Origin of the sequence: Methanosarcina sp. UBA5 (assembly GCF_002505485.1) — an archaeon.
Taxonomy (GTDB): domain Archaea; phylum Halobacteriota; class Methanosarcinia; order Methanosarcinales; family Methanosarcinaceae; genus Methanosarcina.
The window spans coordinates 114,423-141,002 of sequence record NZ_DAVG01000112.1 but is presented as its reverse complement, the minus strand read 5'-3'; the positions used below and the strand labels follow the sequence as shown (position 1 = coordinate 141,002).

General features: G+C 42.3%; 18 protein-coding genes and 1 pseudogene. 17 read left to right on the top strand and 2 right to left on the bottom strand.

Annotated features, from left to right (window positions below; genetic code table 11):
* The first annotated feature begins 47 nt into the window (after nt 1–47).
* Both cdhD and acsC read left to right on the top strand, forming a co-directional pair.
* Nucleotides 48–1,376, top strand: a complete 1,329-nt coding sequence (cdhD, locus tag BP621_RS13775) for a CO dehydrogenase/acetyl-CoA synthase subunit delta (protein WP_292390962.1) — start codon at nt 48–50, stop codon at nt 1,374–1,376.
* A 3-nt stretch (nt 1,377–1,379) separates the two neighbouring features.
* Entirely contained in the window at nt 1,380–2,789 is a 1,410-nt protein-coding gene (acsC, locus tag BP621_RS13770) for an acetyl-CoA decarbonylase/synthase complex subunit gamma (RefSeq protein WP_292390959.1), read from the top strand.
* A gap of 377 nt (nt 2,790–3,166) precedes the next feature.
* On the opposite strand, the pseudogene BP621_RS13765 reads toward acsC, so the two are convergent.
* Nucleotides 3,167–3,688, bottom strand: a pseudogene (locus tag BP621_RS13765) (PKD domain-containing protein); the annotation flags it as partial.
* 1,476 nt (nt 3,689–5,164) lie between these two features.
* On the opposite strand from BP621_RS13765, the gene BP621_RS13760 reads away from it, so the two are divergent.
* From BP621_RS13760 to BP621_RS13735, 6 genes are all read left to right on the top strand, one after another.
* On the top strand, nt 5,165–6,226 hold the full coding sequence (locus tag BP621_RS13760) for a 60S ribosomal export protein NMD3 (protein ID WP_292390957.1): 1,062 nt from the start codon (nt 5,165–5,167) through the stop codon (nt 6,224–6,226).
* 23 nt (nt 6,227–6,249) lie between these two features.
* The gene (locus tag BP621_RS13755) at nt 6,250–7,425 is read left to right on the top strand and encodes an ATP-grasp domain-containing protein (protein WP_292390955.1); all 1,176 of its coding nucleotides are present in this window, start codon (nt 6,250–6,252) and stop codon (nt 7,423–7,425) included.
* 153 nt (nt 7,426–7,578) lie between these two features.
* Complete coding sequence (locus tag BP621_RS13750; RefSeq protein WP_292390954.1) at nt 7,579–8,073, top strand: transcription factor; 495 nt, start codon at nt 7,579–7,581, stop codon at nt 8,071–8,073.
* A 10-nt stretch (nt 8,074–8,083) separates the two neighbouring features.
* Nucleotides 8,084–8,596, top strand: a complete 513-nt coding sequence (locus BP621_RS13745; RefSeq protein WP_292390950.1) for an HDIG domain-containing metalloprotein — start codon at nt 8,084–8,086, stop codon at nt 8,594–8,596.
* 257 nt (nt 8,597–8,853) lie between these two features.
* A complete protein-coding gene (psmB, locus tag BP621_RS13740; RefSeq protein WP_292390948.1) occupies nt 8,854–9,489 on the top strand; it encodes an archaeal proteasome endopeptidase complex subunit beta in 636 nt (211 codons plus the stop codon).
* Between the two features lie 107 nt (nt 9,490–9,596).
* Nucleotides 9,597–11,510 carry a beta-CASP ribonuclease aCPSF1 gene (locus BP621_RS13735; protein WP_292390946.1) on the top strand — a complete coding sequence of 638 codons (1,914 nt, stop codon included), beginning with the start codon at nt 9,597–9,599 and terminating at the stop codon, nt 11,508–11,510.
* A gap of 54 nt (nt 11,511–11,564) precedes the next feature.
* Here the strand turns inward: BP621_RS13735 and BP621_RS13730 are convergent, their stop codons facing one another.
* Nucleotides 11,565–12,227: an HAD family hydrolase gene (locus BP621_RS13730; RefSeq protein ID WP_292390943.1), complete on the bottom strand. Its 663-nt coding sequence runs from the start codon at nt 12,225–12,227 to the stop codon at nt 11,565–11,567.
* A gap of 1,166 nt (nt 12,228–13,393) precedes the next feature.
* Here BP621_RS13730 and ftsZ point away from each other — a divergent pair.
* The 9 genes from ftsZ to BP621_RS13685 all read left to right on the top strand — a co-directional run bounded on the left by ftsZ (nt 13,394) and on the right by BP621_RS13685 (nt 26,058).
* Nucleotides 13,394–14,572, top strand: coding sequence for a cell division protein FtsZ (ftsZ, locus tag BP621_RS13725; protein ID WP_292390941.1), 1,179 nt, complete (start codon nt 13,394–13,396; stop codon nt 14,570–14,572).
* Nucleotides 14,573–14,697: 125 nt separating this feature from the next.
* Nucleotides 14,698–16,179 (top strand): dihydropteroate synthase-like protein, encoded by a 1,482-nt coding sequence (locus tag BP621_RS13720; RefSeq protein ID WP_292390938.1) that lies wholly within the window; start codon nt 14,698–14,700, stop codon nt 16,177–16,179.
* A gap of 36 nt (nt 16,180–16,215) precedes the next feature.
* Complete coding sequence (locus tag BP621_RS13715) at nt 16,216–16,674, top strand: hypothetical protein (RefSeq protein WP_292390935.1); 459 nt, start codon at nt 16,216–16,218, stop codon at nt 16,672–16,674.
* A gap of 1,329 nt (nt 16,675–18,003) precedes the next feature.
* A complete protein-coding gene (locus BP621_RS13710; protein WP_292390932.1) occupies nt 18,004–20,445 on the top strand; it encodes a sodium-translocating pyrophosphatase in 2,442 nt (813 codons plus the stop codon).
* Between the two features lie 1,174 nt (nt 20,446–21,619).
* Nucleotides 21,620–22,738 (top strand): MFS transporter, encoded by a 1,119-nt coding sequence (locus BP621_RS13705; protein ID WP_292390929.1) that lies wholly within the window; start codon nt 21,620–21,622, stop codon nt 22,736–22,738.
* 332 nt (nt 22,739–23,070) lie between these two features.
* On the top strand, nt 23,071–24,225 hold the full coding sequence (locus tag BP621_RS13700; RefSeq protein ID WP_292390927.1) for an MFS transporter: 1,155 nt from the start codon (nt 23,071–23,073) through the stop codon (nt 24,223–24,225).
* A gap of 156 nt (nt 24,226–24,381) precedes the next feature.
* Nucleotides 24,382–24,867, top strand: coding sequence for an RNA-binding protein (locus BP621_RS13695; RefSeq protein WP_292390924.1), 486 nt, complete (start codon nt 24,382–24,384; stop codon nt 24,865–24,867).
* Nucleotides 24,868–25,039: 172 nt separating this feature from the next.
* On the top strand, nt 25,040–25,420 hold the full coding sequence (locus BP621_RS13690; RefSeq protein WP_292390922.1) for a cell division protein SepF: 381 nt from the start codon (nt 25,040–25,042) through the stop codon (nt 25,418–25,420).
* A complete protein-coding gene (locus tag BP621_RS13685; protein WP_292390920.1) occupies nt 25,417–26,058 on the top strand; it encodes a ZPR1 zinc finger domain-containing protein in 642 nt (213 codons plus the stop codon). Before BP621_RS13690 ends, BP621_RS13685 begins: the two co-directional genes overlap by 4 nt.
* Nucleotides 26,059–26,580: the final 522 nt, after the last annotated feature.

Here is a 26,580-nt window from a genome sequence, read left to right as displayed (position 1 = left end):
ACAATCACTCATCAAAACGGAAAAATTACGGAAAAGGTGAGGTTTACATGGCAAACAAAAAGAAGTTATCAGAAGTGACAGACATGTTCAAGGACGTAGACATACTATCCCTTGAAGGTGTAACCATAGAAGGGGACATTGAGATTGATCTCAGTGGACTCGGAGGCGGTTTTGACCCGATGCTTGCTGCTATCCTCGGACAGGAGAATGCAGTACTTGCACAGCACTTCGCAAGACTTGCTGGTGTTTTCGGCGTCCCTGTAGGCTTTGGTGCCCCAGCAGCTGGTGTCCCCGCACCTGCTCCTGCAGTTGCTCCCGCTCTTGCGGCTCCGAAACTTAAGGATCTCATTCCTGCCAAGTTCGATGTTGCAAACATTGCAGAATGGACAACTCAGATTCAGGAAGTCCCAATAGGTAACACCTCTGCAGACGGCGGAAGCCGTGGCAAGAGGGTCATGCTCGGTGGCGAGAAAGCCCTTCCGTTCTTCCCTGACGCCCCAATGCCCAACAGAAACCAGGTTACCATTGACGTATTCGACATGAGACTAGGGCTTGCAAAAGCTGTCAAGGAGAACTACGACGAAGTCATGGACAACCCTGGAGAATGGGCAAAGAAGAACGTTGAGAAGTTCAACGCCGACATGATCACAATTCACCTGATTTCAACCGACCCTCTCGTCAAGGATACCCCTGCCAAAGAGGCAGCCAAGACAGTTGAAGAAGTCCTGCAGGCCGTTGATGTGCCAATAGCAATTGGTGGATCAGGGAACCCACAGAAGGACGTAGAAGTTCTTTCAAAAGCAGCAGAAGTTGCAGAAGGCGAGCGCTGTCTCATTGCATCTGCCAGCCTGAACCTGGACTATGCCAAGATCGCAGAAGCTGCATTAAAATACGACCACGATGTGCTTTCCTGGACTCAGCTGGACATGAATGCCCAGAAAGAGCTGAACAGAAAACTCATGAAGCAGTGCAACGTGCCCAGAGACAGGATCATCATGGACCCAACCACTGCAGCCCTTGGATATGGTCTCGACTACGCTTACACTAACATGGAGCGTATCCGCCTTGCAGCCCTTATGGGTGACGAAGAACTGACCTTCCCGATGTCCTCTGGTACCACCAACGCATGGGGTGCCCGTGAGTCCTGGATGGTTAGCTCCCCACTGAAGGAAGATTCTGACTGGGGTCCCAGAGAATACAGAGGTCCTATCTGGGAAATCATTACAGGTCTGTCCCTTGCAATTGCAGGAAACGATCTGTTCATGATGATGCACCCAACCTCGGTTGCTGTCCTGAAGCACATTACTCAGACCTTATTTGGTTCAATTGAGGCAGAGCCTGTTGACATTGCTAACTGGATCGGAGCGGAGGTGTGAAACATGAAGATAAACAGCCCATTAGAAGCTTACAAATACCTCCCGCAGACCAACTGTGGAGAATGTGGTGAAGCAACCTGTATGGCCTTTGCTTCCAAGCTGATTGACAGATCCGGGAAGACAGCAGATTGTCCACCCCTGATGAAAGAGAAGAAGTTTGCGAAGAAGCTTGCAGAGCTTGACAGACTCCTTGCCCCTGAGATTCGTGAGGTTGTAATCGGAGTAGGCGACAGAGCAGCCAAGATTGGTGGCGACGATGTCCTGTACCGTCACAAACTTACATTCTTCGACAAGACGAAGATGTTCTTTGATGTGACAGACACCATGGATGAAGCTGCCCTTGTTGAGAGAGTTAAGAAGATTGCAAACTTCAAGAAGTTCTATGTCGGGCGCCACCTGCTCCTCGACGGTGTGGCAATCAGGTCCGTATCCAACGATCCGGCAAAGTTTGCAGCAGCTGTCAAAAAGGTTGCAGAAGTAGGCATACCAATGATCTTCTGTTCCTTCAACCCTGCAGTCCTTAAGGCCGGGCTTGAAGCAGCAAAGGATAAGAACCCATTGCTATACGCTGCAAACAAGGACAACTGGAAAGAGGTAGGAGAACTCGCCCTTGAATACAAGGTGCCTGTAGTAGTCTCAGCCATCAATGATCTTGACACCCTGAAGACCCTTGCAAAGACCTTTGCAGAGGCAGGCATTAAGGACATCGTCCTTGACCCCGGAACTGCTCCAAGTGGCAAGGGCATGAAGGAGTCTTTCACCAACTTCCTGAAGATCAGGAGAGCAGGCATTATGGGTGATACCGAGATCGCATACCCGATTATGGCTATTCCGCTTACTGCCTGGATGGCCGGAATAACTGACCCTGTTAGCGCTTCCTTCTGGGAGACTGCAATGGCTTCAATTTTCACCATCAGGTACGGCGACATTATGATCCTCCACAGCATGGAACCATATGCCACCCTGCCTCTGGTACACCTGGCCGAGACAATCTACACTGACCCGAGAACTCCTGTCGCTGTAGACTCCAAGATGTACAAGGTTGGAAACCCAGATGAGAACTCTCCAGTGCTCTTCACAACCAACTTTGCCCTTACATACTACACAGTGGAAAGCGACCTTTCCTCAAACGGCATTACCTGCTGGCTTCTTGCAGTTGACACCGATGGTATTGGTGTGGAAGCAGCCGCTGCTGGTGGCCAGCTGAGTGCCGATAAGGTGAAGGATGCCTTTGACAAGTCAGGCTTTGACATCCACAAAGATGTTAAACACAACTCTGTAATTATTCCAGGTCTGGCTGCCCGTCTCCAGGGCGACCTTGAGGACAAACTCGGTGCAAAGATTCTTGTGGGCCCAATGGACTCCGGAAGACTCCCTGGCTTTATGGAAAAGAACTGGCCTCCAAAACAATAAATTCGAATGTGATAAAACAAAATCCGTGTCTTTTGACATGGAACTTTTTTCTTTTTTAAATTAAGGTCTTCAGTCCTTTTTTGTTGAGTTGTTTTATCTTTTTAAAAGGCACTGTCTTTCTCTAATCCCTGAATTTTGATTCAGGGATTGTAAGATAGGTTAGTTTTCATTTCTGCGCAATTACTGCTTGGTCGTGTACGTGAGTTATTGATCAATTCCGAAAAAACAAGTACACCTATCTTAGTTAATAATATATAAAAGTAGTCTTATGCACATGTTTTTCAATAATTCAAACCCACTACCACACGCCTATACTAAAGCTGTTCAATCAGGCAGACGTTATAAAAGGTTCCCCACTCCTTTTTATACTTGATCTTTTACTTGTTTTCAGAGTATATGCCTGGTCTTGTATTTGTTGTAACTTTTATGAAATTTGTCTTCGTTACAATATTGCTGCCTGCCACATTGGTCACTGTAAGTTTCACCGTATAGTTTCCTTCCTGCGAATACTCATGTTTTGGATTCTGTTCTGTTGATGCTCCGTCTCCAAAGTCCCAGTTCCATGCAGTAGGAATTCCTGTACTTTTATCAGTAAACTGTACCTTCAGTGGAGCTTTTCCAGAGGTAGGTTTCGCAGAGAATGCAGCAACAGGTTTTGCTATCACTTGTATATAGTCGGTTTTTGTTGTCGTATTACTGCCTTGACCATTGCTTACTATAAGTTTCACCGTATAATTCCCTGCCTTGGAATACATATGAATTGGATTCTGGATTGTTGAAGTTTTTCCATCTCCAAAAGTCCACTTCCATTTGGTCGGTGTCCCTGTGCTAGTGTCATTAAAGGCAACTGTTAATGGTGCTTTTCCTGAGGTTATATTGCTGGTGAAGTTTGCTATTGGATATTCTGGTGTGGTTGTAATTACTGTTGCTAACGAACCAGTGTTATCATCGACAACTTTTGATACAGCATCATCATTAATGCCAAGCCAAAGTTCACCATCTCTATCAACAGTAAAAGTGGCACTGCTACCTATAGCCCAATATCCCGCTCCAGTAGGCTGGGGGAAAAACGAGCCATTACCCCAATTCCCTTGATAAGGATCAGTGCTTTGAGGACCTACAAAAGCAATAAGCTCACCATGCTTAGATGGAGCATCAGGGGTTAGAAATAAGTCAGAAAGAGTTGTATCCTCACCATCCGGACCGCATTCACCATTGCCCGTATTCCATGTGCCACTTGCGCTAATAGAAACTGTTTGCCCTTTCATTACTTTCACTCCGGTATCAGTCCAGAGGAGATTTGCAGGTACATCTAAATTCGTAGATGCAGCCACTGTTCCAATTTCTATTAACGCTATCATTAATATTGCTAACAAAATTATTGAAATTTTTTTATTTTTTATGTTATCTCCTCACTTATAATGAATTTTTTATAATTTAAATAACTTTTTTATTTCAGTCAGGTCTGATCTTAAAATCCCAATTAAAAGATAAAAAAATCTAAAATAATAATCTCTAAAAATAATAAAATCAAATAAATCAAAAAGAATGAGGGAGGATGTGGATATATGACTCAGTTATTACCCTCGTGTTCATGAAAATCTTAATTTATATATAGATTCGTTTAAGGAAATATTAACTAACGAGTTTTAATTTATACAAAGAGCCTATCCCAAAACTCAAAATTTACGTTTCTGGATCTCGTATTTTAAGCGACCAATCGAGCTTATGACTACGAGGCCAATTCTGAATATTTCTGAGATTTGAGAACAAAAATAAGTTTTGGGATGGGCTCAAACTATAATTCTTTGTTTTGAAATCAGTATTTATAAAAGTACTACGTTGTAAATTTTGGTTGTCCCCAATAATCGGTTGATATTCTCCAGAGATTCATACATCATATTCCGCTCTCATCTTCTGCTTTATGTAAACTCAATTTCCTGTACAAAGGTAAGCTTAGAAAACAGATGCAGTTAAGCAAAAATACTCAAGGATAAAATATCAACCAGTTACTAATGCACTACCAAAAGTAAGATCAATGTGTTTTTGTCATTCGGAAATAAGTCTAATCAGAACTATTGTCATACTAGTAAATTTTATATATTTACCCCTCGTCATTATATACAATTTCTCAGTTTTCTTTTTTCTTTGTATTATGTAACTCTACTTTTAAATAGCATGAGTAGGCTTAACAGGTCAATTGCTTAAGTTCTATTGCAGATTTTCCTTCCTGATAAATTCTAAAAATTGCTATTCCAGAAAGATTATTATTGAAAAAGAGATATTTAAAAAGACATATTGAAAAAGAGATATTGAAAAAGACTTATTTAAAAAAACTATTACTATTCCAAGAAGATTATAAGTAAGGATTACAGATGAATTTCATCACGTGCCCTAGATGTGGCAGAGAATGCTACAGGCTCTTTGATTCAGTTTGCAAGGACTGTTTTTTTGAGACTTTCAAACTGATTGAATTGCCTCATGTGCTCCATGTAAGGATATGTTCAGCTTGCGGAGCATACTTCCATAGAAGCCGGTGGGAAGATATAGGTAATATTGAAGATGTGGTATTAAAGGCCGTAGAAGATGCGCTTTTTATCCACAGCGAAGCCGGAGATGTGGAAGTCTATCTTGAGCCCAGGGAGATTACGCCTTATATATATCAGGTGAGAGCTGAAGTCGATGCAGTGGTCAGAGAAGAACCGGTGCATGCTGAAGCTGAGACTGAGGTAAGGATTCAGAGAACGGCCTGCGATATGTGCAGCAGGGAATCCGGAGGATACTTTGAAGCAATTATCCAGATCAGGGCAGCAGGCAGGTTTCCTACCAAAGAAGAGAACAGGCGCTGTATGATTATCGCCAGGGAATCCATGGAAAACATGAGAAAAAAGGGTGACCGGCTTGCGTTTATAAGTGAGGTAGTGGAGCAAAAGGAAGGGATAGACCTTTACATGGGTTCCATGAACGCCAGCAGGCAGGTCTGCCGGTTAATCACCTCCGAACTTGGAGGTAGTTTTTCTGAATCTCCTACCCTTGTGGGGATGAAAGATGGAAAGAACCTTTACAGGGTTACTTTCTCTGTGCGTCTTCCCGAATTCAGGCCTGGGGATGTGATAAGGTTCAGAGGAAAGATTATCCAGATCAAGAGTTCAGGAAAAAAAGTTAATGGAACCTCTCTTGAGGACGGCTCAAGATTTCTCTCAACCCCTGAAGAATTAAAAGGAGCAGAGAAAATAGGCAATATGGGGGATGCGGTTTTAACAGTGTTGGTTTCAATCGAAGATAACGCAATTCTAGTGCTAGACCCTGAAACTTATGAGACTGTTGCCATAAAGAAACCTATGTCGTTCAATGCAGAAGCAGGAAGCGAAATTCCTGTCCTGAAAACCCCATACGGAATCTTTGCGCTGGCTCATTCTGAGATTTCACAGGCGTAATGAATGGTCCAGAAAGAGGAAACATGCAGAATATCCTTGTAATCGGATTTAATACCCGGAATGTTGTCTGCTCTGCAAGCCGGGCTGGCTATACAGTCTGTTCTATAGACGCTTTCTGTGATATCGACCTACGGGAATGCGCTCATGCATCGGCGTTTCTCGAGTGCAGAACCATACAGGAACTGCACCAGCTTGAAGCTTCTCGGATAAAGGCTCAGATGGCTGAGTTTGGACTTGAGTTTGATGCCCTTGTTCTAGGCTCGGGACTTGAAACGCTTGACCATAACGATTTTTCCTGCCCTGTACTTGCCAGCAGTCCTGATGCCATGCAGAAGGCTTCAGACAAACTTTATCTCTCAAGAAAGCTTGAAGCCCTTGGAATCCCTCACCCACGCTGCTATTCTTTGGAAGAACTGGATGCAATAGAATATCCGGTTATGGTTAAGCCAGCGTCTGGAGGAGGAGGAATTTTCAACCGGATTGCCAGGAACAAACAGGAACTTTCAGCTATCCTTGAGGAATTAAACGGGCTGAACCCGGAGCTTACGGAACAGACAGTTGTTATTCAGGAGTTTCTGGAAGGGACTCCTTCAAGTGTTTCTTTGCTTTCTACAAAGAGCGAAGCTCTGTCAGTGGCTGTGAATGAACAGCTAATAGGAATCCCTTGGCTTTCGCGGCTGCCTTTTGCTTACTGCGGAAATATAACGCCTTTCAGGACCGATCAAGCTGAGAAAATGGAAGCCATTGCTGAAGAACTGGTGCTTGAATTCAAGCTCCTGGGCTCAAACGGAGTGGATTTCCTAGCTTCGAAAAAGGGGCCTGTAGTGCTTGAAATAAACCCGAGGTTCCAGGGAAGTCTTGATACTGTCGAGAAGGCGATGAACATTAACCTTTTTGAGGTCCATGCTGGCTGCTTCAGAGGAGAACTTCCTGAAAAACCCGAAGCTAAAGGTTTTGCTGCGCGAGGAGTAATCTACTCGGATCGAGAACTTTTTATAGATCAAAAGCTCATGGAGCTCATTCTGAGGGAAAAAGGTGCTGATGTTCCATCCCAGGGGACTGTCGTAGAGCCTGATGGGCCTCTTACTTCCCTTTTTGCGTGTACCTCTACCAGGGAAGAAGCAGTTCTGTCGCTTAAAAAAGGGACAAACAGGATAAGGGCTTTTATTGAAAACCAGACGAAAAGAAAAGGTGCTTGAAGAAAAGGTGCCTGAGATTTGCCGAAAATGTATAAAAAGTTGAAGATTAAGAAAGTTCAATTTTTTCTGGCTAAGAAATGTTTCCGGAAAAGGGGAATGTAAATTTTAATACTGGTATGTCCAATTCATACTGGCATTTGCGAGGTGAACATATTGGTTGATATAAATGACAAGGTAATTAGAGGATACCTCATGAGCCTTGTAGGGGAAGACGGGCTACAAATGATTGAAAGAATGCCTGAAGGCGAGGTTACGGATGAAGAAATTGCGGCGAAGACCGAGGTTCTATTGAACACCGTGAGGAGAACTCTCTTTATATTAAATGAGAATAAATTTGCAATCTGTCGCAGAGAGAGAGATTCAAACAGTGGGTGGTTAACTTACCTCTGGCGCCTGGATTTTTCTGACATAGAGCATCAGCTTATGAAGGAAAAGAAAAAATTGCTCCGTAACCTGAAGACTCGTCTTGATTTCGAAGAAAACAATGTTTTCTATATGTGCCCTCAGGGCTGTGTTCGCCTTCTTTTTGACGAAGCTACGGAAACCGAGTTTCTTTGCCCTATGTGTGGAGAGGACCTGGTCTTCTACGACAACTCGCATTTTATTGATGTCCTGAGAAAACGTGTAGATGCTCTTAGTTCAGCGTAAGTGATCTGCCTTGACCACCCAAGCCGAAGCAATGAAGCTACTTGAAGAATACGGATGTGCTCCAAATGTGATAGCACACTGTAAGGAAGTCGCATCGCTTGCAGTTGAGATTGCAAATAAAGCAAAAGCAGCAGGACATAACGTAAACCCAGAACTGGTTGAAGTCGGGGCCCTTCTTCACGATTTTGGGAGGTGTAAAACTCATAAAATCGCTCATGCGGTAGAAGGGTACAGGCTAGCCAGGATCAAGGGAGTCGAGCCCGAGATTTCCGAAATAATAAAAAGACATATAGGAGCAGGGATCTCAAAAGAAGAGGCAAGGAGTTTAGGGCTTCCGGAGGATGATTATTTCCCGCGAAGCCTTGAGGAAAAAATCGTTGCCCATGCCGATAACCTTGTTAAGGGAACGAGCAGGATCACTGTAGCTGAGAGAACTGAGCTCATGCGTAAGCAAGAAATACCCGAAAATGTGATTCAGAGAGTAAATAAACTTGCTGAAGAGGTCGAGAGACTTTTTCTTTAAATTTTGGATTTTTTGGGATATGAGGAGATCTATATATCCTGTAAACGAAAAAAGAGAAAATTATTTTGCCAAATCTTCCTTTAAATTTAAATTTAGACGCTTTCAATATAAAAGAGAAGGAAAACTTATATATAGCGATATTAATAATGAGATAATGAAGTGCTAAATCCTGCTATTTAAGTTAAAAATATTTACCTCACTAAAACATTTTTTTTAGCGACATTTTCTCATTTTTAACTTATTATGAGGGTATGTTTATGGATAATGACAAATATCTAAAGGGCACAACTACCGTAGGAGTAGTTTGTACCGATGGTGTTGTGCTCGCAAGTGAACAGAGAGCCACAATGGGGAATTTCATCGCAAGTAAAACTGCAAAGAAGGTTTACCAGATCGACGACCTTGTAGCAATGACCACTGCCGGTTCGGTAGGGGATGCCCAGCAACTTGTGCGGCTCGTAAGTGTAGAGTCACAGCTCTACAAGATGCGCAGAAACGAGTCGATGACAATAAAAGGTATTGCAACTTTAATGTCAAACTTCTTGAATGGTAACCGCTACTATCCTATGATGGTTCAGCTCATTATCGGAGGAGTTGACAAAAACGGACCTGGAGTCTACTCACTGGATGCAATGGGAGGAAGTATTGAAGAGACGAGGATCTCGGCAACGGGTTCAGGTTCTCCCATGGCTTACGGGATACTGGAAGACCAGTACAGGGAGGATATGACTGTAAAAGAAGGTCTCGATCTTGCTATCAGGGCAATTCACAATGCAACCAAAAGGGATTCAGCGTCTGGAGAGAATGTCGATGTAGTGGTAATTACTAAGGAGGCTTTCACGAGGCTGGACCCTGAAGATGTAAAATCCAGAAGGGCTTTATTAACTAAATAACTTAATTGTTGGTTTTTTATTTTAACACTAACTAACATCTTTTTCAACCTATCGTTTTTCCAATATCTATATATTTTTTCATTTTTTGACAAAAAGGAAGATTCTTGATGCCTATTGAAGATGTGCTATTAGACCTCAAACATAAAATTGAGAAAAACCTACCCGCGGGAGTTACAATTACCGATGTGGAATTTGAAGGGCCTCAGCTTGTGCTATATACTGAGGAACCCCGCAAATTCGCAGACGATGGGAATATTATTCGCAACCTCGCAAAAGAACTCAGAACGCGGATTGCCATGCGCCCTGACCCCAGGGTGCTGGCAACTCCTGAAGACTCTATTTCTATAATTGAAGAAGTTGTTCCAAAAGAATCCGTAATCTCAAGCTATTATTTTGACCCAGATTCCGGAGAAGTAATTATTGAAGCTGAAAAGCCTGGTCTTGTGATAGGAAAGCATGGAGCTACCCTCCGTGAGATCACAAAACAGATCGGCTGGATTCCAAAGGTTGTGCGGACTCCCCCTATCAAATCTCGTACAGTAAAGAATATTAGGGAGTTTATGAGAAACAATCTCAAGGAAAGAAAAGAGATTCTTAAATCGGTGGGGAGGAAGATTCACAAAGAATGTACCTCTAAAGATCAGTGGGTAAGGGTTACATCGCTTGGGGGCTGCAGAGAAGTAGGGCGGAGTTGTTTCCTGCTCTCAACTCCAGAATCCCGAATCCTGATCGACTGTGGAGTCAATGTAGGTTCGGATGAAAACATGACTCCTTACCTGTATGTTCCTGAAGTTTTTCCCTTAAACCAGATCGATGCCGTGATAGTTACTCACGCTCACCTGGATCATCAGGGGCTTGTTCCTTTGCTTTTCAAATACGGGTATGAGGGGCCTGTCTACTGCACTCCCCCTACACGGGATTTAATGGTGCTGCTCCAGCTTGACTACATCGATGTGGCAGTAAAAGAAGGGAAGAAGATTCCCTATGAGTCAGGCATGGTAGCAAAGGCTCTCAAACACACGATTCCTCTGGACTACGAGGAAGTAACGGATATCGCTCCTGATATCAAACTGACTTTCCATAATGCAGGTCATATTCTGGGATCGGCTATTTCTCATTTCCATATTGGAGACGGGCTTCATAACGTCGTCTTTACTGGAGACTACAAATATGAGAAGACGCGGCTTTTTGATCCTGCTGTCAATAAGTTTCCAAGAGTCGAAACTGTTGTCAGTGAAGCTACTTATGGAAATTCCAATGCTTTCCAGCCCTCACTTAAAGACGCCGAAAGGCACCTGCAGATGTTAGTTAAAAATACTGTAGAAAGGGGAGGAATTTGTGTCATCCCGGCATTTGCAGTCGGTCGAAGCCAGGAAGTTATGATAGTGCTTGAAGAGTCCATAAGAAAAGGGCTGATTCCTGAAGTTCCGGTCTATCTGGACGGAATGATCTGGGAAGCGACGGCAATTCACGCTACACATCCCGAGTACCTGAACAATGACCTGAGGAAACTGATCTTCCAGAAAGGCCAGAATCCCTTCCTGTCCGAATGCTTCAAGCCCGTTGACTCCCACGACATGCGCCAGAAGATAATTCAGAATCCTCATCCCTGTGTTATTCTCGCGACTTCGGGCATGATGAACGGGGGGCCGGTTATGGAATATTTCAAAGCCTTTGCCGATGACCCGCGCAATTCTCTGGTGTTTGTAGGGTACCAGGCCGATGGAACAATCGGACGTAGAATCCAGAAAGGATGGAAAGAAATCCCGATGGCAGGAAAGGGTGGAAGCACCGAAATCCTGAAATTAAACATGGAAATCCAGGTAGTTGATGGTTTCTCAGGCCACTCTGATAGGAGACAGCTTATGGATTACATCAAGAGGATGCAGCCCCGTCCGGAAAGGGTATTTACCGAGCATGGGGATGAAAAAGCCTGCGTTGACCTGGCAAGTTCGGTTTACAAGAAGCTGAAGATTGAGACTCGGGCTCTTACAAACCTTGAGACCGTAAGGCTACTGTGACCCTCCTGGGCCTCAATTCTTTTTTTGAATAACTAAATAAATAACTAAATTTTTTCATGCCTTGAACCCGTTAGCTGGCTCAAGACTTAGAAGATGTTGCATTAGCTGTCTGTGATCTCCTACCACCAGATCTGCCCTGTCAAGCTGTGAAGGCTCCAGATATGTGGGAACCCCTATGCAGTAGATTTCGGCTTTTTTTGCAGCTTCTACACCTAGAATGGCGTTTTCTATTACTATGCATTCTTCCCGTTGCACATTCAGGAGTTCGACAGCTTTAAGGAAAGGATCTGGATGAGGTTTTGAATTCTTAATATCGTCCCCTGTAACTACAATATCGAATATGCCGGGAAAAAGCTGGTCCACAATCCCGTGGACAATGAGATGGTCAGAGCCCGAGACTACTGAAAGCAGGAAACGCGTTTTAAGGACTTCGAGGCATTCCTTCATCCCGTCGAAAGCTTTCAGCTCAAAGATCCGTTTGAATTCCTGCCTGTAAATTGAGGTAATAGTTTCAAAATCATATATCTCTGGTTCTTTCCCGGCTTTTTGGATAAGCAAAGGAAGGCCGTTCCTGGGATTTGAACCTTCTATTTCATAAATATCATGTTCCTGGATTTCCATACCCATATCAAGGAAAGCTTTTCTCCAGGCTGCTGCTTGGAAGGGCATGGAATCCACAAGAACACCATCCATATCGAAAATTAATGCCTTTAACACGTTTCCGACTCCACAATTAAAACTTAGTGATTGGAATTAAGGCTCCTAGGAAATAAGGTAACCAGGATTCTTAGTAATTAAAGTAATCATAATTCATGGGTTAAGGTAACTGAGATCTCTGGGATTAAGATAAAAATGGCTTTGAAGCCTTAAAGTTTTCCTGGTAAATCCCAGATAGAGTTATAGTTTTAAAGTGATTTTTCTAATTTTAAAACGCATATTACAAGCTTAATACCCTTTTTACACTTTTCTCAGGCTTTCATGATTTCAAATTGTCTATTAAGACTTTAAAGCATTTCTCATGACCACCTTTTCCATGAGTTTACATATTTCCCGTGAATATGTATTTTTATGAATTTAACGCATTTCTTATTGGTTTAACACTTTTTTCTGATTTTGTCACGCTATTAGTTTTTAGTGTGACGCCTAACTGTACTCTCCAAAACACACAACCGAATAAATTAATTCCAAACTTTCTCAGCAAACAATATTTAGGAGAAAACTTGGGCTCATTGCCTGGAAATTACAAATATAATAATATTTATATTAATCTAAAAACTATAAATTCAAAAAATCAAGCAAGAGCCTCTAAATTTTGGAACAATACCGAAACAGTTTTTAAGAGGAGAATTCTAGTTAAAAGTAATAATATTAACAGTCTAATTTAATTGCAAGACTCTATACAAAAGTTTTATCAAAAACGAATGATAGGATTGCAGTGTTGGCCCTGAAGTCAAGCATGGCATCAAAAGAATAAAGAAGAGGAGATATGAAAATTGCCCTGACTTGGATTATCAGGAGAGCTTTGCTGAGGAAAATGAAACTTTCGATAAAAAATTCTAGTTATATATATAAACATTTTGGCAGTCCCTCACCCTTCATCTTTGAGAATTAAATGTTAAAGGAAGTAAAAGAGTGAATATATGAGAGTTATGGGTGACATATTTAAACTTGATAAACAATTTAAGAATATTGTTTAAATAAGTCCGAAATATTTAAGTTCGGCAGAGTGCCAACTTATTAAAGATGACGGATGAAAATCTTTGATAAGTTTTGAAGGTTATCGTATAACTCCACTCAGAATATTGAAAGGTATGTGGCCCCCGATGTAAAGGGTGGGGAGTCAAACGTAACAATTAGACACAAATCCAGTCGAGGGGATAGAATTGCAATCAATAGTACAGGAAGCAATGAAATTCAGCGAAAAAGAGAAAGAATATCGGAAGAATTCTTCCTCTGATGACGACTTCGAAGAATTCGGGCAACCGCGAATCATGATTGTTGGATGCGGGGGTGCCGGAAACAATACTGTAAACCGTCTATATAACATGGGAATCGAAGGTGCGGAAACAGTTTGTATTAATACCGATAAGCAGCACCTTGACAATGTAAGAGCTGACAAGAAGATCCTCGTGGGAAAAACCCTCACGCGAGGACTGGGAGCAGGCGGTTACCCCGAGACCGGAAAGAAAGCTGCAGAGCTTGCAAGGGGCACACTTGAAGAAGTGTTAAAGGATGTTGACCTGGTTTTCATCACCGCAGGGTTAGGCGGAGGTACCGGAACAGGGGTTGCTCCTGTAGTTGCCGAAGTAGCAAAAGAGCAGGGAGCAATCGTTGTAGGAATGGTCTCCAGCCCCTTTAGAGTTGAGAGAGCTCGGATTTACAAAGCCGAAGAAGGCCTTGAAGACCTGCGCAGGGCAGCTGATACCGTAATTGTCCTTGATAATAACAGACTGCTGAATTATGTGCCAAACCTTCCTATAGATCAGGCTTTTTCCGTAATGGACCAGCTAATTGCCGAGACCGTAAAGGGAATTACAGAGACCATCACAGTGCCCTCTCTGATAAACCTTGACTACGCCGACATCAGGACTATCATGAGCTGCGGCGGAGTTGCAGTTATGCTTGTAGGTGAGTCAAAGAGCCAGGACAAGAGCACTGAAGTAGTGCGGACTGCCCTGAATCACCCTCTGCTTGATGTTGACTACAAGGGCGCAACCGGAAGCCTTGTCCATGTAACTGGCGGGCCTGACCTGAGCCTTAAGGAAGCCGAGGAGATCGCATCCATGCTTACCTATGAACTTTCTCCAAGTGCAAACGTCATCTGGGGCGCAAGGATCAGGGAGGACTATGAAGGTAAGGTCAGGGTAATGGCAATCATGACAGGTGTGCAGTCTGCCCAAATCCTGGGTCCTCAGGCAGCATCCGGAATTCTGGAGTCCAGAACTGAAGCTGACTCCATGAAGGAAAGAAGGTTCGGAAAAATGACGGCAGACCGATTAAGGAATTCTGCCGGGTCCCTTAGAAAGAAGAATGATGAGTCAATCATTGATTTTATAAATTAAATCAGGCTCATGTAAAAGCCCGGATTCTCAAAGCCGAAAAGCTCGGGCTTTTCATCCCCTTATACTTTTTTACCGATTCGTTTCAAACAGATACTCTTTTTTATTAGCGCTTCTATCTAAAAAACATGAAAATTTTGATTGCAACAGGGCGGCTTGCGGAAAATACCGTCAGGAAAGCGATCGGAGAAAAAGCAGACATCCTCGTAGCCGATATTGATATTGCCGCCTTCATCACCCCTAAAAAACTGATTAAAACGTTTCAGAAAGCCGGGCTTTCGAAAGTTTATGACCTTATTCTGCTTCCAGGGCTTGTAGCAGGAGATTTTTCAAAAGCTTCTGAAGAACTGGGGTGTAAAATCCGGCTTGGACCAAAGCATGCCTATGATCTTGGCTTTGTGCTCCAGTTTGCCGGAAAAATCGAGTTTTCCGAAAAAATCCCTGCATGTGAACTCCTTGCTGATGTTCGAAAAGAGATGGCTCTCGAGCTAATAAAGAAAAACGAAGAGGACGCCTCTTCCTCCTTTACACTCAGAAGTGTAAAACTCGGAGGAAAGGCTCGCATGAAGGTTATGGGAGAAATTGTAGGGGCCATGGAAATGGATGCTCCTACGCTCCAGAAAAAAATCGAAGCTTTTATCGCCCGTGGGGCAGATATAATCGATCTTGGAGCTACCCTTAATACCCTATCGGAGCAGGCTAAAAGAGCCGTATCCCTTGCAAAAACCATTACAGAGACTCCAGTAAGCATAGATACCCTTGACCCTGAGCTGATAAGAGAAGGAGTAGAAGCAGGAGCAGATCTTGTCCTGAGTCTCAACAGCACGAATCTTGAGACTGCAGGTCCGATCGTTGCCAGGGCAGGGATTGCAGCCGTTATAATCCCTGACGAAGAAAGAAGTCTGGAAAGCCTTATCAGGAATGTTGAAGTTGCCCGCAGGCTTGGAATTGAGAAAATTATTGCCGATCCTGTGCTTGATCCTGTGGGGCACAATATAACCGAATCCATTGTACGCTTTCATGAGTTTCACAGGATATACCCTGAGGTTCCCGTGTTCTTAGGAGTTGGCAATGTCACTGAGCTTATGGATGTGGATACCATAGGAGTCAATGCCACACTCTGTGGAATAGGAGTAGAAGTCGGAGCAAGCATCCTTTTCACCCCCGAGTACAGTGATAAGGCTCAGGGTTCTATTCTAGAACTGAAAAGGGCTTCCGAGATGATGATGCTTTCCGGTATAAGAGAAAGCTCACCAAAAGACCTCGGACTTGATCTCCTCTGCATTAAAGAAAAACGCAGGCGGCCTGATTTCCCGCTCCCGAAAAATGCGATTCAAGCCAGACCTTCGAAAGGCTGGCGTGTAGATCCTGCAGGCCCTATCCGCATCCGTACAGTACCGGACAGAATAAGTGGGAACGGCGGATTGATTGTAGCCGAACACGAGGAAGCTTCAGTCGTGGGAAAAAACGCCAGAGAAGTTATGGACACGCTGTTTGAACTGGAACTGGTCTCCCGCCTAGACCATGCCGCATATCTGGGAAGGGAACTGGAAAAAGCCGAACTTGCCCTGAAGTTTAACAGAAGTTATGCCCAGGATGATGCGTTCTGAGTACAAAGAACACAGACAAAATAGAGAAGTGAAAGAATGAGACTTGAAGATGAAGATAAACAGGCAATTTTTGAGATAGTGGCAGCCCGTTATTTCACAACACAGAGCTGGAAATGGGTAAACTTGAGGAAAGATATTAACAAAATCTTCAAAGCTTTTGATGAGCTGAATGAACAATATGCGTCCTACTCTTATGTTAGCAAGGACTGGTACGTGGAAAATATGGGATCCAAGTACATTCACATGTGTAGCACTTGGGAAGAACTTAAAAATCTCGTTACATTCCTGAATACACATGGAAGTGCCTTTAATTTTCTTGTAAATACAGGAAACCGGAAATCCTTCTGCATCGTAAGCGACACAAGGGACTTGAATGAAGCTCAGGCAAATGCAATCAAAGAAGTTCAGAAACTCGGGTACAATACATTTATATTCCTGGCCACAGTTCCGGATGAGATCGAATTCCAGCTACTGCAGGTAAGGGGAGTTAACTGATCTCTTCTGACCTATTTAAGCTTTCCCCTGGCTGTTTCTTGTTTTGACCGGAAAAGCACAGAAAGTAATTTTTGCCCGTTTAATTCTTCCATTCTTCCTGTTTTTAATTGACCAATCAAGCTCCGGATCATGAAAACAATCCTGAATAATCTCGGATTAAAAATTAACTTTCAGGACTAAGAATTAACTTTCAAGATTCAAAATTAAAATAAGTTTGGGATCAACTCTTCTTTATTCTTTTTTCTATCAGTATGCGGTTTGAAAAAATTTATTATTATATTTACAGAACAAAATATTTTGTTTTCTGCAGCTCTGCCTAGGAACTCGGAAACTTATTACCTTATTTATCTGGTATATAAATATTTAAAAAATACAATTTACAAATAGAACTGCTTTTTTTATCAGGAATTTGTCGATATCTTTATATATATGGGAACTTAACTGAAAAAACGTAGATAGAAACTTAACTGAAAAAACGTAGAACGAACCCGTTAAACTATAGAATTTTCCGGGCTTGTCTCTAAGCAAACTCCTATTGCTGCAGTTCCATTTCTTTATAATTTCCAAGCAACACACTCTATATTTGCATCTTGTTTGGATTCTCAGATTGAACATATACCATTAGGAGAGAATAATTATTGTAAAAATAATTTAAAAATTATCGCTCAGACAAAGGGTAAAAAGACTTATATAAAAGCAACTGATTACGCTTTTGTCAAAACCAGGCTTTAGCAATTCAAAATTCAATTTACTTGAAAACTTATTATCAGAGAGTTGCGAGCCGGATTAACTGATAGATTCGGTATTCATGAACGTTTATAAGTTAGTTTTAGAGCTGACTTTGCTGATCATGACCAACTATCACTACTATAATTCACGTGATGTGCATAAGCATATTACTCTTTGCGACAAGGAACACGTCACAAATTGCCTTGTACTGCCCTTTCCGTTTGTGGTGATTCCGTTATGAGGCGCATCAGTAGTAATGCAAATCAGAATAAAAGACTTAAACTTGTTTTGAAAACCCTGTATGAGGCGCATCAAAACCCTGTATGAGGTGCATCAGTAGTAATGCAGACATACACTCTGAGCTCATAATACAAAATGGAAAAAGCCCAAAAGTCTAGTTTAGGTTATCTGCCAGGATAGAAATAGTTTGGATTTTGAGGTTTACTGGGGAAGGGCAATTATATAGGTTCGACGCTACTTAAAAGACCTAACTTCCGCAAACTGCACAAAACCATAAAGATAATCGCTTACACTTTCGTTGAAATTAATCTTTAACTAATTTATCTGTCAAAAAATGTGATGAGAGAAGTGATCGGCTAAATGGAAATTATAACCAAAAATAAGGTGGTCAAGGCAACACTAGAAAGCCTTTTTTGCCTGACCATAATGTCGCTAACACCGGCAATAGCAGCTGCCAGTGAGGCGAATCTTAAAATTCCGAATTTAAGCCAGGAGCAAAACAATTTGCTGCTCTGGGGTATCGTAGTCTGTGTATTAGGTATGCTGTTTGGTCTTTACCAGTTTATGAAGGTGAAAAAAATCAGGGCCCATCAGTCCATGCTGGATGTGGCCGACACAATTTATGAGACCTGTAAAACTTATCTTATCCAGCAGGGTAAACTGCTGTGTATATTATTTGTTTTCATCGGTTTATGTATAGCCTTTTACTTTGGCTTCCTTCAGAAAATGCCTCTAAGCGGAGTATTACTTATCCTGGCCTGGACCATTTTAGGGATACTGGGTTCTTACACGGTTGCTTGGTACGGTATTCGTATGAATACCCTGGCTAACAGCAGAACCGCATTTGTTTCCCTGGAGAAAAAACCCCTTAAGCTATTAAATATCGCTCTCGATGCAGGGATGAGCATAGGCGTGCTTCTGGTCTGCGTTGAACTGATAATGATGTTAATTATACTGCTGTTTGTTCCTAGAGATTTGGCCGGAGCAAGCTTTATAGGCTTTGCAGTCGGAGAATCTCTGGGAGCCAGCGCCTTACGTATTGCAGGCGGGATCTTTACCAAGATCGCCGATATAGGCTCCGACCTAATGAAAATCGTTTTCGGAATAAAGGAAGATGACCCGCGTAATCCTGGGGTTATTGCCGACTGTACTGGAGATAATGCAGGTGATAGCGTAGGACCAACTGCAGACGGATTCGAAACTTATGGTGTAACCGGAGTTGCTCTCGTTTCCTTCATAGTTCTGGCTGTACAGCCCGACCTAACCGGCATCCTGCTTACCTGGATCTTTGTCATGCGTATACTCATGATTATTACCTCCGTAGCCTCTTTCTACATCAATAGAGCACTCAGCCAGGCAAGATTCAGCGGCAAAGATGATTTTGATTTTGAACAGCCTCTGACCAGTCTGGTGTGGATTACCTCTATTTTTTCCATAATTGGAACCTTTGCCGTAAGCTATTACATACTGGGACCGAGTTCCGGAATGTCTGCCGAGTTGCATAATCTCTGGCTGGTACTCTCAATAATAATAAGCTGCGGTACTCTGGGAGCAGCTTTAATTCCCGAAGTTACCAAAGTCTTTACCAGCCCCAACTCACTCCATGTAGCTGAAGTTGTTAAAGCTTCTCGAGAAGGCGGTCCATCTCTCAATATTCTATCTGGACTGGTTGCAGGTAACTTCAGCGCGTTCTGGATTGGCATGGTATTCTTATTGCTGATGTTCGCTGCCTATTATGCCAGCGGGTTTGGCTTGAGTGAGATAATGATTTATCCCTCCATATTTGCATTCGGCCTGGTGGCCTTTGGAATGCTGGGTATGGGTCCTGTTACCATAGCAGTTGACAGTTATGGACCGGTAACAGATAATGCTCAATCCATTTACGAGCTGTCGCTTATAGAAACGATTCCCAAAATAAAGGAGCAGATCCAGAGAGAATTTGACTTCAAACCGGATTTCGATAAAGCCAAACATTATCTTGAAGCCAACGATGGAGCAGGAAATACCTTTAAGGCCACAGCCAAACCGGTCTTAATAGGCACAGCTGTGGTTGGCGCCACAACGATGATCTTCTCCTTGATTCTTGTTATTAAAAATGTTCTTGGAGTACAACCTGAAGAAATCCTGACCCTGCTCAATCCCTATACTATCTTCGGATTATTAGCAGGCGGCTGTGTAATTTACTGGTTTACCGGGGCATCAATCCAGGCCGTAACTACCGGAGCCTACAGGGCGGTTGAATACATCAAGGAAAACATCCAGCTGGATGAAAACGCCAGCCAGAAGGCATCCACGGAGAAATCAAAAGAAGTGGTAAAGATATGCACCCAGTATGCACAACAGGGCATGTTCAATATATTTATCGCCATATTTTCCTTTACCCTGGCATTTTCCTGTCTCTCTGCTCCAATAGCTGGGAAAGACTCAGTAGCGCTTTTTGTCTCCTATCTGATTTCCATTGCAGTATTCGGACTGTTCCAGGCCGTATTTATGGCAAATGCCGGTGGGTGCTGGGACAATTCCAAAAAAGTAGTGGAAGTAGACCTTCAGGAGAAAGGCACCGATTTACATGAAGCCACTGTGGTAGGCGATACTGTAGGCGATCCTTTTAAAGATACCTCTTCAGTTGCCCTGAACCCAATCATCAAGTTCACCACGCTGTTTGGCCTGTTAGCCATGGAAATCGCGATTTCCGAATCATTCCGAAACATGGCTCCCTATGCAGGTGCAATATTTCTTTTGATTGGTTTGGTCTTTGTCTGGCGTTCATTCTACAAAATGAGAATTCCGACAAAAGAGTAAAAAGGAACCATTAGCTGCTAACCAGGAATGTCGGATCAAGCCTTACAACATCAGATGTTGTGAGGCTTCTCCTGCATAGTGATTTCATGAAATAGTAATCTTATTTTCAAACTTTTTTTGCAATACGATAAATTCAATTTCCGGGAGAGTACTTTTAGTTACTCCTTATGATGTTTACAGTTTAATCCTGAAATAAAATTTCATTGAGTCCTTATTTTGATTTCGTTTTCCTAAAATCTTAGTCGTCCTCTATTGATTGGTTGATGTTATTTCCAAAAAGCCCTTAATACCGTCTCCATCTTTTCCTCCGTGCTTCCGTGGAGGTTATAGAAAACCTGCTCCGATGCATGAAAACGCAAGCATTCGCAGCGCTGGGAACTGAATCCTCAGAACGTCAACCATGTAATGATGGACGACCAAAATCTTATACCTCCGATAAATCTAATTCATTCAGAACATTTTATTTTCCGGAGATCAGGAAGATGATATAAAGCTCATAAAGCAAAGCTCATAAAGCCTCAACAGTTGGATAAATGCGTTTCAATGAAAATACGTTTCAGTAAAGATAGGTTTCTAGAGAAGTTTTTCTTATTTTTCTTTCATATCAACAGTGAGGCAAAAAAGAACTGGGAGGGTTGAAAGGCTAAAGAAATTAAATTGAAATTCCAAACACAGAATTGAAATTCTAAGGAAATATAACTGAAATTCTAAGGAAATATAACTGAAATTCTAAAGAAGCAGTGTGCTGAAAAGCTAAAAAATTACAAAAAAAATTCGATTGATATCTACCAGATTGATAAGTAGAAGTAGTGTGAGCGGGTTGGGGAGTGGGGGGTCATATGGGGAGTGGGGGGTATGGTATGTGAAAAAAGTTTCCCGCTCACATTACTCACATTACCCCTATTCAAACTAATTATATAAATAGCTATGCATTTTATCTCTTTTATTATAATATATATGTCATGTTCTATTGTCCACTAGGGCTTAGCATCCATATTTGATCTTTTTCTACGTGTTACAACTGTACAATGGATATAAATCCTGCGAAGGGCTGAAGGAACCTTGATAAATTGGCTCCAGGCATTTTGGCTTCTTGAAGGCGGATTTCAAAAGCTGCTGCTGACAGGAAACTACGGACAAGAAACTATATACTTGGTTAAGGGTTTTTAGTGCTATGAACCTTCACAGGCTTTTGATTTACATAGCAGCTTTTACTATAATGGGGCTCTCTAATGCTGTTATCCCTATCCTTCCGGAGCTTGCGAACCTGAGTACTAATTCCTCTGGAGGATTCGCCTTAAGCCTGCTGTTTTCCGCCTACTTCCTCGGAGCCCTGGGAACAATGCTCCCATTTGGGATTCTTGCGGACAGGTTCGGCAATTTTAAGTTCATAGCACTGGGTATCATTCTTACAGTGATTTCAGGGTTAATAATTCTATTTTCCGAAAACCTCTGGATTCTTTTGATTGCAAGGTTTATAGAAGGTTCTGCCTGTGGAGCCTTTTTCCCGGCTGCCTTTGCCATATTATCCAAGCTCAGCAATCCAGGGCGCTATCTAGGAGAACTTACTTTTCTTTTCAATGCTGGCCTGGCGACCGGAGCTCTTCTCTCAGGGTTGCTGGCAGACACCTACCTGAAAGGAGCAATCCTGGTCTTTACGGTCCTTACTTTCCTTTTGACCACGTATCTGTTTTCCAGGTGTGGAGGACTGGCTTATCCTGAGAGCTCAGAAAAAACAGGTGTATTGAAAGGCTCCTACTTTTTTAGAAAGCCTTACAGAGAAATTAAGGAGCTCCTGAGCCGTAGCAATTTTGGGCTCTGGCTCAGCTCTTTCCTGCTTAACGGAGCCATCGGGGTGCTTGTAGCCTACTATCCTGACTACAGTCTGGGTACTATTACAAAAGCTCAGCTTGGGATCTCGATTTCTAGCCTTTATGTCTGTGCAATGATTACCTCTCTGCTTGGAGGGCATTTCAAAGTAAAGGAAAAAAACTTAATTCGAATTGGACTGGGGTTTTCGGCCCTGGGTGTTCTTTCTGCAATAAAATATCCCTTGCTGGGATTCTCAAGCCTTGGTGGAGGGTCCGGAGTCGCAACTGTAGGTTTTGCCCTCGCTGTTGCCAAAATGAATGCTGACAGAGGTCTTGCAATGGGGCTTTTCAACACGACTATCTATGCAGGGCTTTCTCTTGCCCCGATTATTGCAGGGCTTTTTGCAGAATTTATGAGTTTTGAAAAACTGTTTATAGTAAACGGGTGTATCCTTGCAGTTGCTCTTATATTGAAAAATTAAAGATTCTTATAGGGGTTTTTAACCCGGTATTTCAATAAGTTTCCTTTGATAGAATAGCAGAGGATATTGCGCAAGATATTTATTCCACTGAATTTCCTGATATTCAGGAAGAATTTTTAGAAATAAGAGTACTTTTAGAAATAGTAGCAGTCCTTGAAATAAAAGCAGTTTTTAGAAATAGTAGTCCTTGAAATAAAAGTAGGTTTATAAATGGTAGCAGTCCTTGAAATAAAAAGTAGTTTTTAGAAGTTTAAATGGTTCTAGAAACCAGGGAAAAATAAGCACTGAATAGAAAGTCAGCATAGGGTTGAGCACATAATATCGAAAAGCCTATGAACCTCAAAAAACTAACACTTTATTCTTCAGTTTTTGCTCTACAGGGGCTCTCAAACGCAGTAATACCTGTTCTTCCAGAACTTGCTGGAGGAAATAGCGGAGGTGTTGCAGTTTCCAGCCTTCTGTTTTCCGGATATTTTATGGGAGCCCTGTTTGCTCTTGTGCCCCTCGGTATTCTCGCAGACAGAGTCGGGAATCTGAAGGTGATTAGATTTGGAATGCTTCTTACTGCTTTATCGGGTTTTGTTATTACATTTTCGGACATCCCATTGATTCTTGGAATTTTCAGGTTCTTAGAAGGAGTAGGCTGCGGGGCTTTTTTTCCTGCAGCTTTTTCCATACTTGCAGAATGGGAAGACAGCCAGCAAAGCCTTGGGGAATTTAACTTCTTGCTAAACGGCGGGCTGGCGGCAGGCGTTTTCTTCTCAGGGGTGCTTGCAGGATTTGGAATTAAAACCGCAATAGCCAGCTTTACTTTCCTTGCAGGGCTTTCCTGCCTTCTCCTTCTCTCAAAAGCCGGAAAACTGCTTTCTCCGAACAGAAACGGGAAAAAGTTTAAGCATTCAGAAAGTAAAAATCTTATAACAAGTCAGCAGAATACCTATTTACTTCCCGAATTAAAAAATTACCTGGAACAGGCCAGGAAAATTTTGTTTCAAACCAATTTCGGAAAGATCTGGGGAATTTCGGTACTTCTTTATGGGACCACAGGCCTACTAAATGCGAACTATGCGGATTACAGTGCTGGCTTTCTGACAAAACCCGAACTTGGGCTGGCAATTTCAGCGTCTTATCTGGCTGCAATGCTGAGTTCCCTGATTGCAGGCAGGGCAGATGTCAATTATAAAAATATAGTAAGGACAGGAATAATCCTTGCAGCCGCAGGTGTCTTTCTTTCGGTGAAACTGCCTTTACTGGCTTTTTTCCTGATAGGAGCAGGAGGAGGAATCGCAGTCGTAGGACTGATTACGGCCGTTTCTAGAATCAGCTCAAGCGGCTTTGCAATGGGGCTTTTTAATACCGGAATTTACGCAGGGCTCGGGATGGGTCCGGTGCTTGGGAGCTTTTTCTTGGGGCCCCTGGGTTACGAGACCGTATTTTTCGGAAGTGCCATTGCGCTGCTTTCAGGGTTCTTTGTAAAACTTGAGTAAAAATACCTGAGGAAGTTCCTGAGCAAACTATCTGGGTATAAATGCGAAAATATGGCAGTAATCTGATTTAGGGAACCCAAGAGATCCACATAAGTTTTAAAAGGCACAAAAACCCTATGCTATAAATAAATATAACATTTAAAATCCGGTGATTGATTGAAAGTAAAGTCAAGAGTTCAGCTAAGGAAGAATGCCAAGAACAAAATGTTGAAAGAACTTGTATCCACTTTCGGCGAAGAGATGTCAGAGCTGGAAGACAAAACCCTGGAAAAAATTACCCTTGAGGAATACTCCATTATTCTGGTGGACGGCAAGCCTTTGCTTTTTGAAATAGAAGGACATCTTTTTCCTACCGTTCGCGGAGCTCTTGAGATGAAACTTCAAAAGCGTGTTGTAACCGTGGATAAAGGAGCTATCCGTTTTGTTTCAAACGGTGCGGATATAATGGCTCCTGGAGTTGTGGCGGTTGATCCCGAAATAAAAGAAGGAGACCTCGTAATCATAGCGGAAGAGACTCATCAAAAACCTCTTGCAATTGGAAAAGCTCTTATGGAAGGTTCGGAAATGGTCGAAGCTACTTCAGGTAAAGCCATAAAGTCTATAACTCATGTAGGAGACAAACTCTGGAACACGGAATTCTGAAAATCCCTATAAAATATATTTCCATTAAACAAAACATGCGGGCAGGGAACGTAAACTCCCTGAAATCGAACGAAAATCAGGATCAGCTTTATAATAGCAAAATTAATTAATATAGATTTCAATATAGGACAGTGCGATTCTAATTTTTAAAAAATATAATAGGTGCGCATAAATGGCAAAACTCATCGACAAGCTCCTTGGCAGTAATGTAAAAAGTTCAACCAGTCCTGAAGATTACACTGAAATTGATCTCAGCAAATATGAAGAAGTTCTCGAGGACGAGCCTGCAGAAACTTATGTAAAGATCGCAGAAGTCTCGAGTATTAACCAGGTATCCCAGCTTAAGCAGGAAATTTATAACGGAAATATCCTGATGGTAGATATTTCAAACATCAGGGGCGATGACCTGCTCAGAGATAGGGTCTTAAAAGAGTTAAAAGACGTTATTATCGATGTCCATGGGGATATCGCAGGAGTCAAAGGGAATACTGTAATTGTAACCCCTACAGGCATTAAAATCGACAGATCCAAGATTACTGGTGGAAAATATTGAATCCGGATTTCTTAAAACAGGAAAGGTTTGAAACAAAAATCTGCTGCCCTCTGTGCCAGGCAGATCTGGTGATGAACTGGCAGAGAGATAACATTCCCTATTTCGGGGAGATCATGCATATCAGTGCAAGATGCCAGTGCAGTTTCCGTTTTGCAGATACCATGATTCTCTCGAGTAAGGAGCCCATGCGCTATGAGATGCCAGTTGAAACCAGTGAAGATCTGGATGCAAGGGTCATCCGTTCAACCTCAGGAACAATCCGCATCCCGGAAATGGGAGTTACAATCGAGCCTGGATCGGTTTCGGAGTCATATGTAACAAATATCGAAGGTGTACTGCACCGGGTCCGGGATGTCCTTGCGACCGCGAGCAGGTGGGTGCAGGGAGACGAAGAGAAATCCTCTCGCAGTGAAGAACTCCTGTGCATGATCGAAGAAGTTATCCAGGGAAAGAGAAAAATCACAGTCATAGTCGAAGATCCGCTTGGAAATAGCGCGATCATTTCAAAGAAGGCAAAAGCTACCAGACTCTCCGAAGAAGAAGCCGAAAAGCTAAATACTGGCATGATCGTTTTCGATGTTGACAAATCCAAGCTCGTACACGATGTCTCAGACAATGTTCAGCCCCTCGGAGATTAATTCTTTTTTCCGGTTTTTCACAGCCTGACAAGTTCCGGGGGCATACTTCCAATATAGTTATTAACTTCTATTCCATAAAGGCAGGCATATTGCGGGCTATGAAGGCAATTTCACGTCAGGATGCTGCATTCTCAATGTTCCATCTCTCAAAATGTCGCCTCCTCAAAATGTGACTGCTCGGAAGATATTTATATAGAATTTCCGGAAAAAAAGCATGCTGCAAGGATTATTATGTCTCTGCTGAAGCAAGCCCTTTAAATTGCCCAAAAGAACTGTATATTTAACTCAAGAAATCCTGATCGGAGCTGAGGCATAAGGATAGAATTCACTTGTGTTTCTCAATATTAGGTCAACTTATTAATTTATTTAGTAAATTCAAAAATTTATTGATTAATTTGACCTTTATTTGATCAATTTAACTATTTATTTAGTTAGCTTATGAATCCATTTGATAACTTTGAAAGTTTATTTAATTGATTTCAGAATTTAAAAGTTATTTCAGATTGCTATAATACGGTGAAG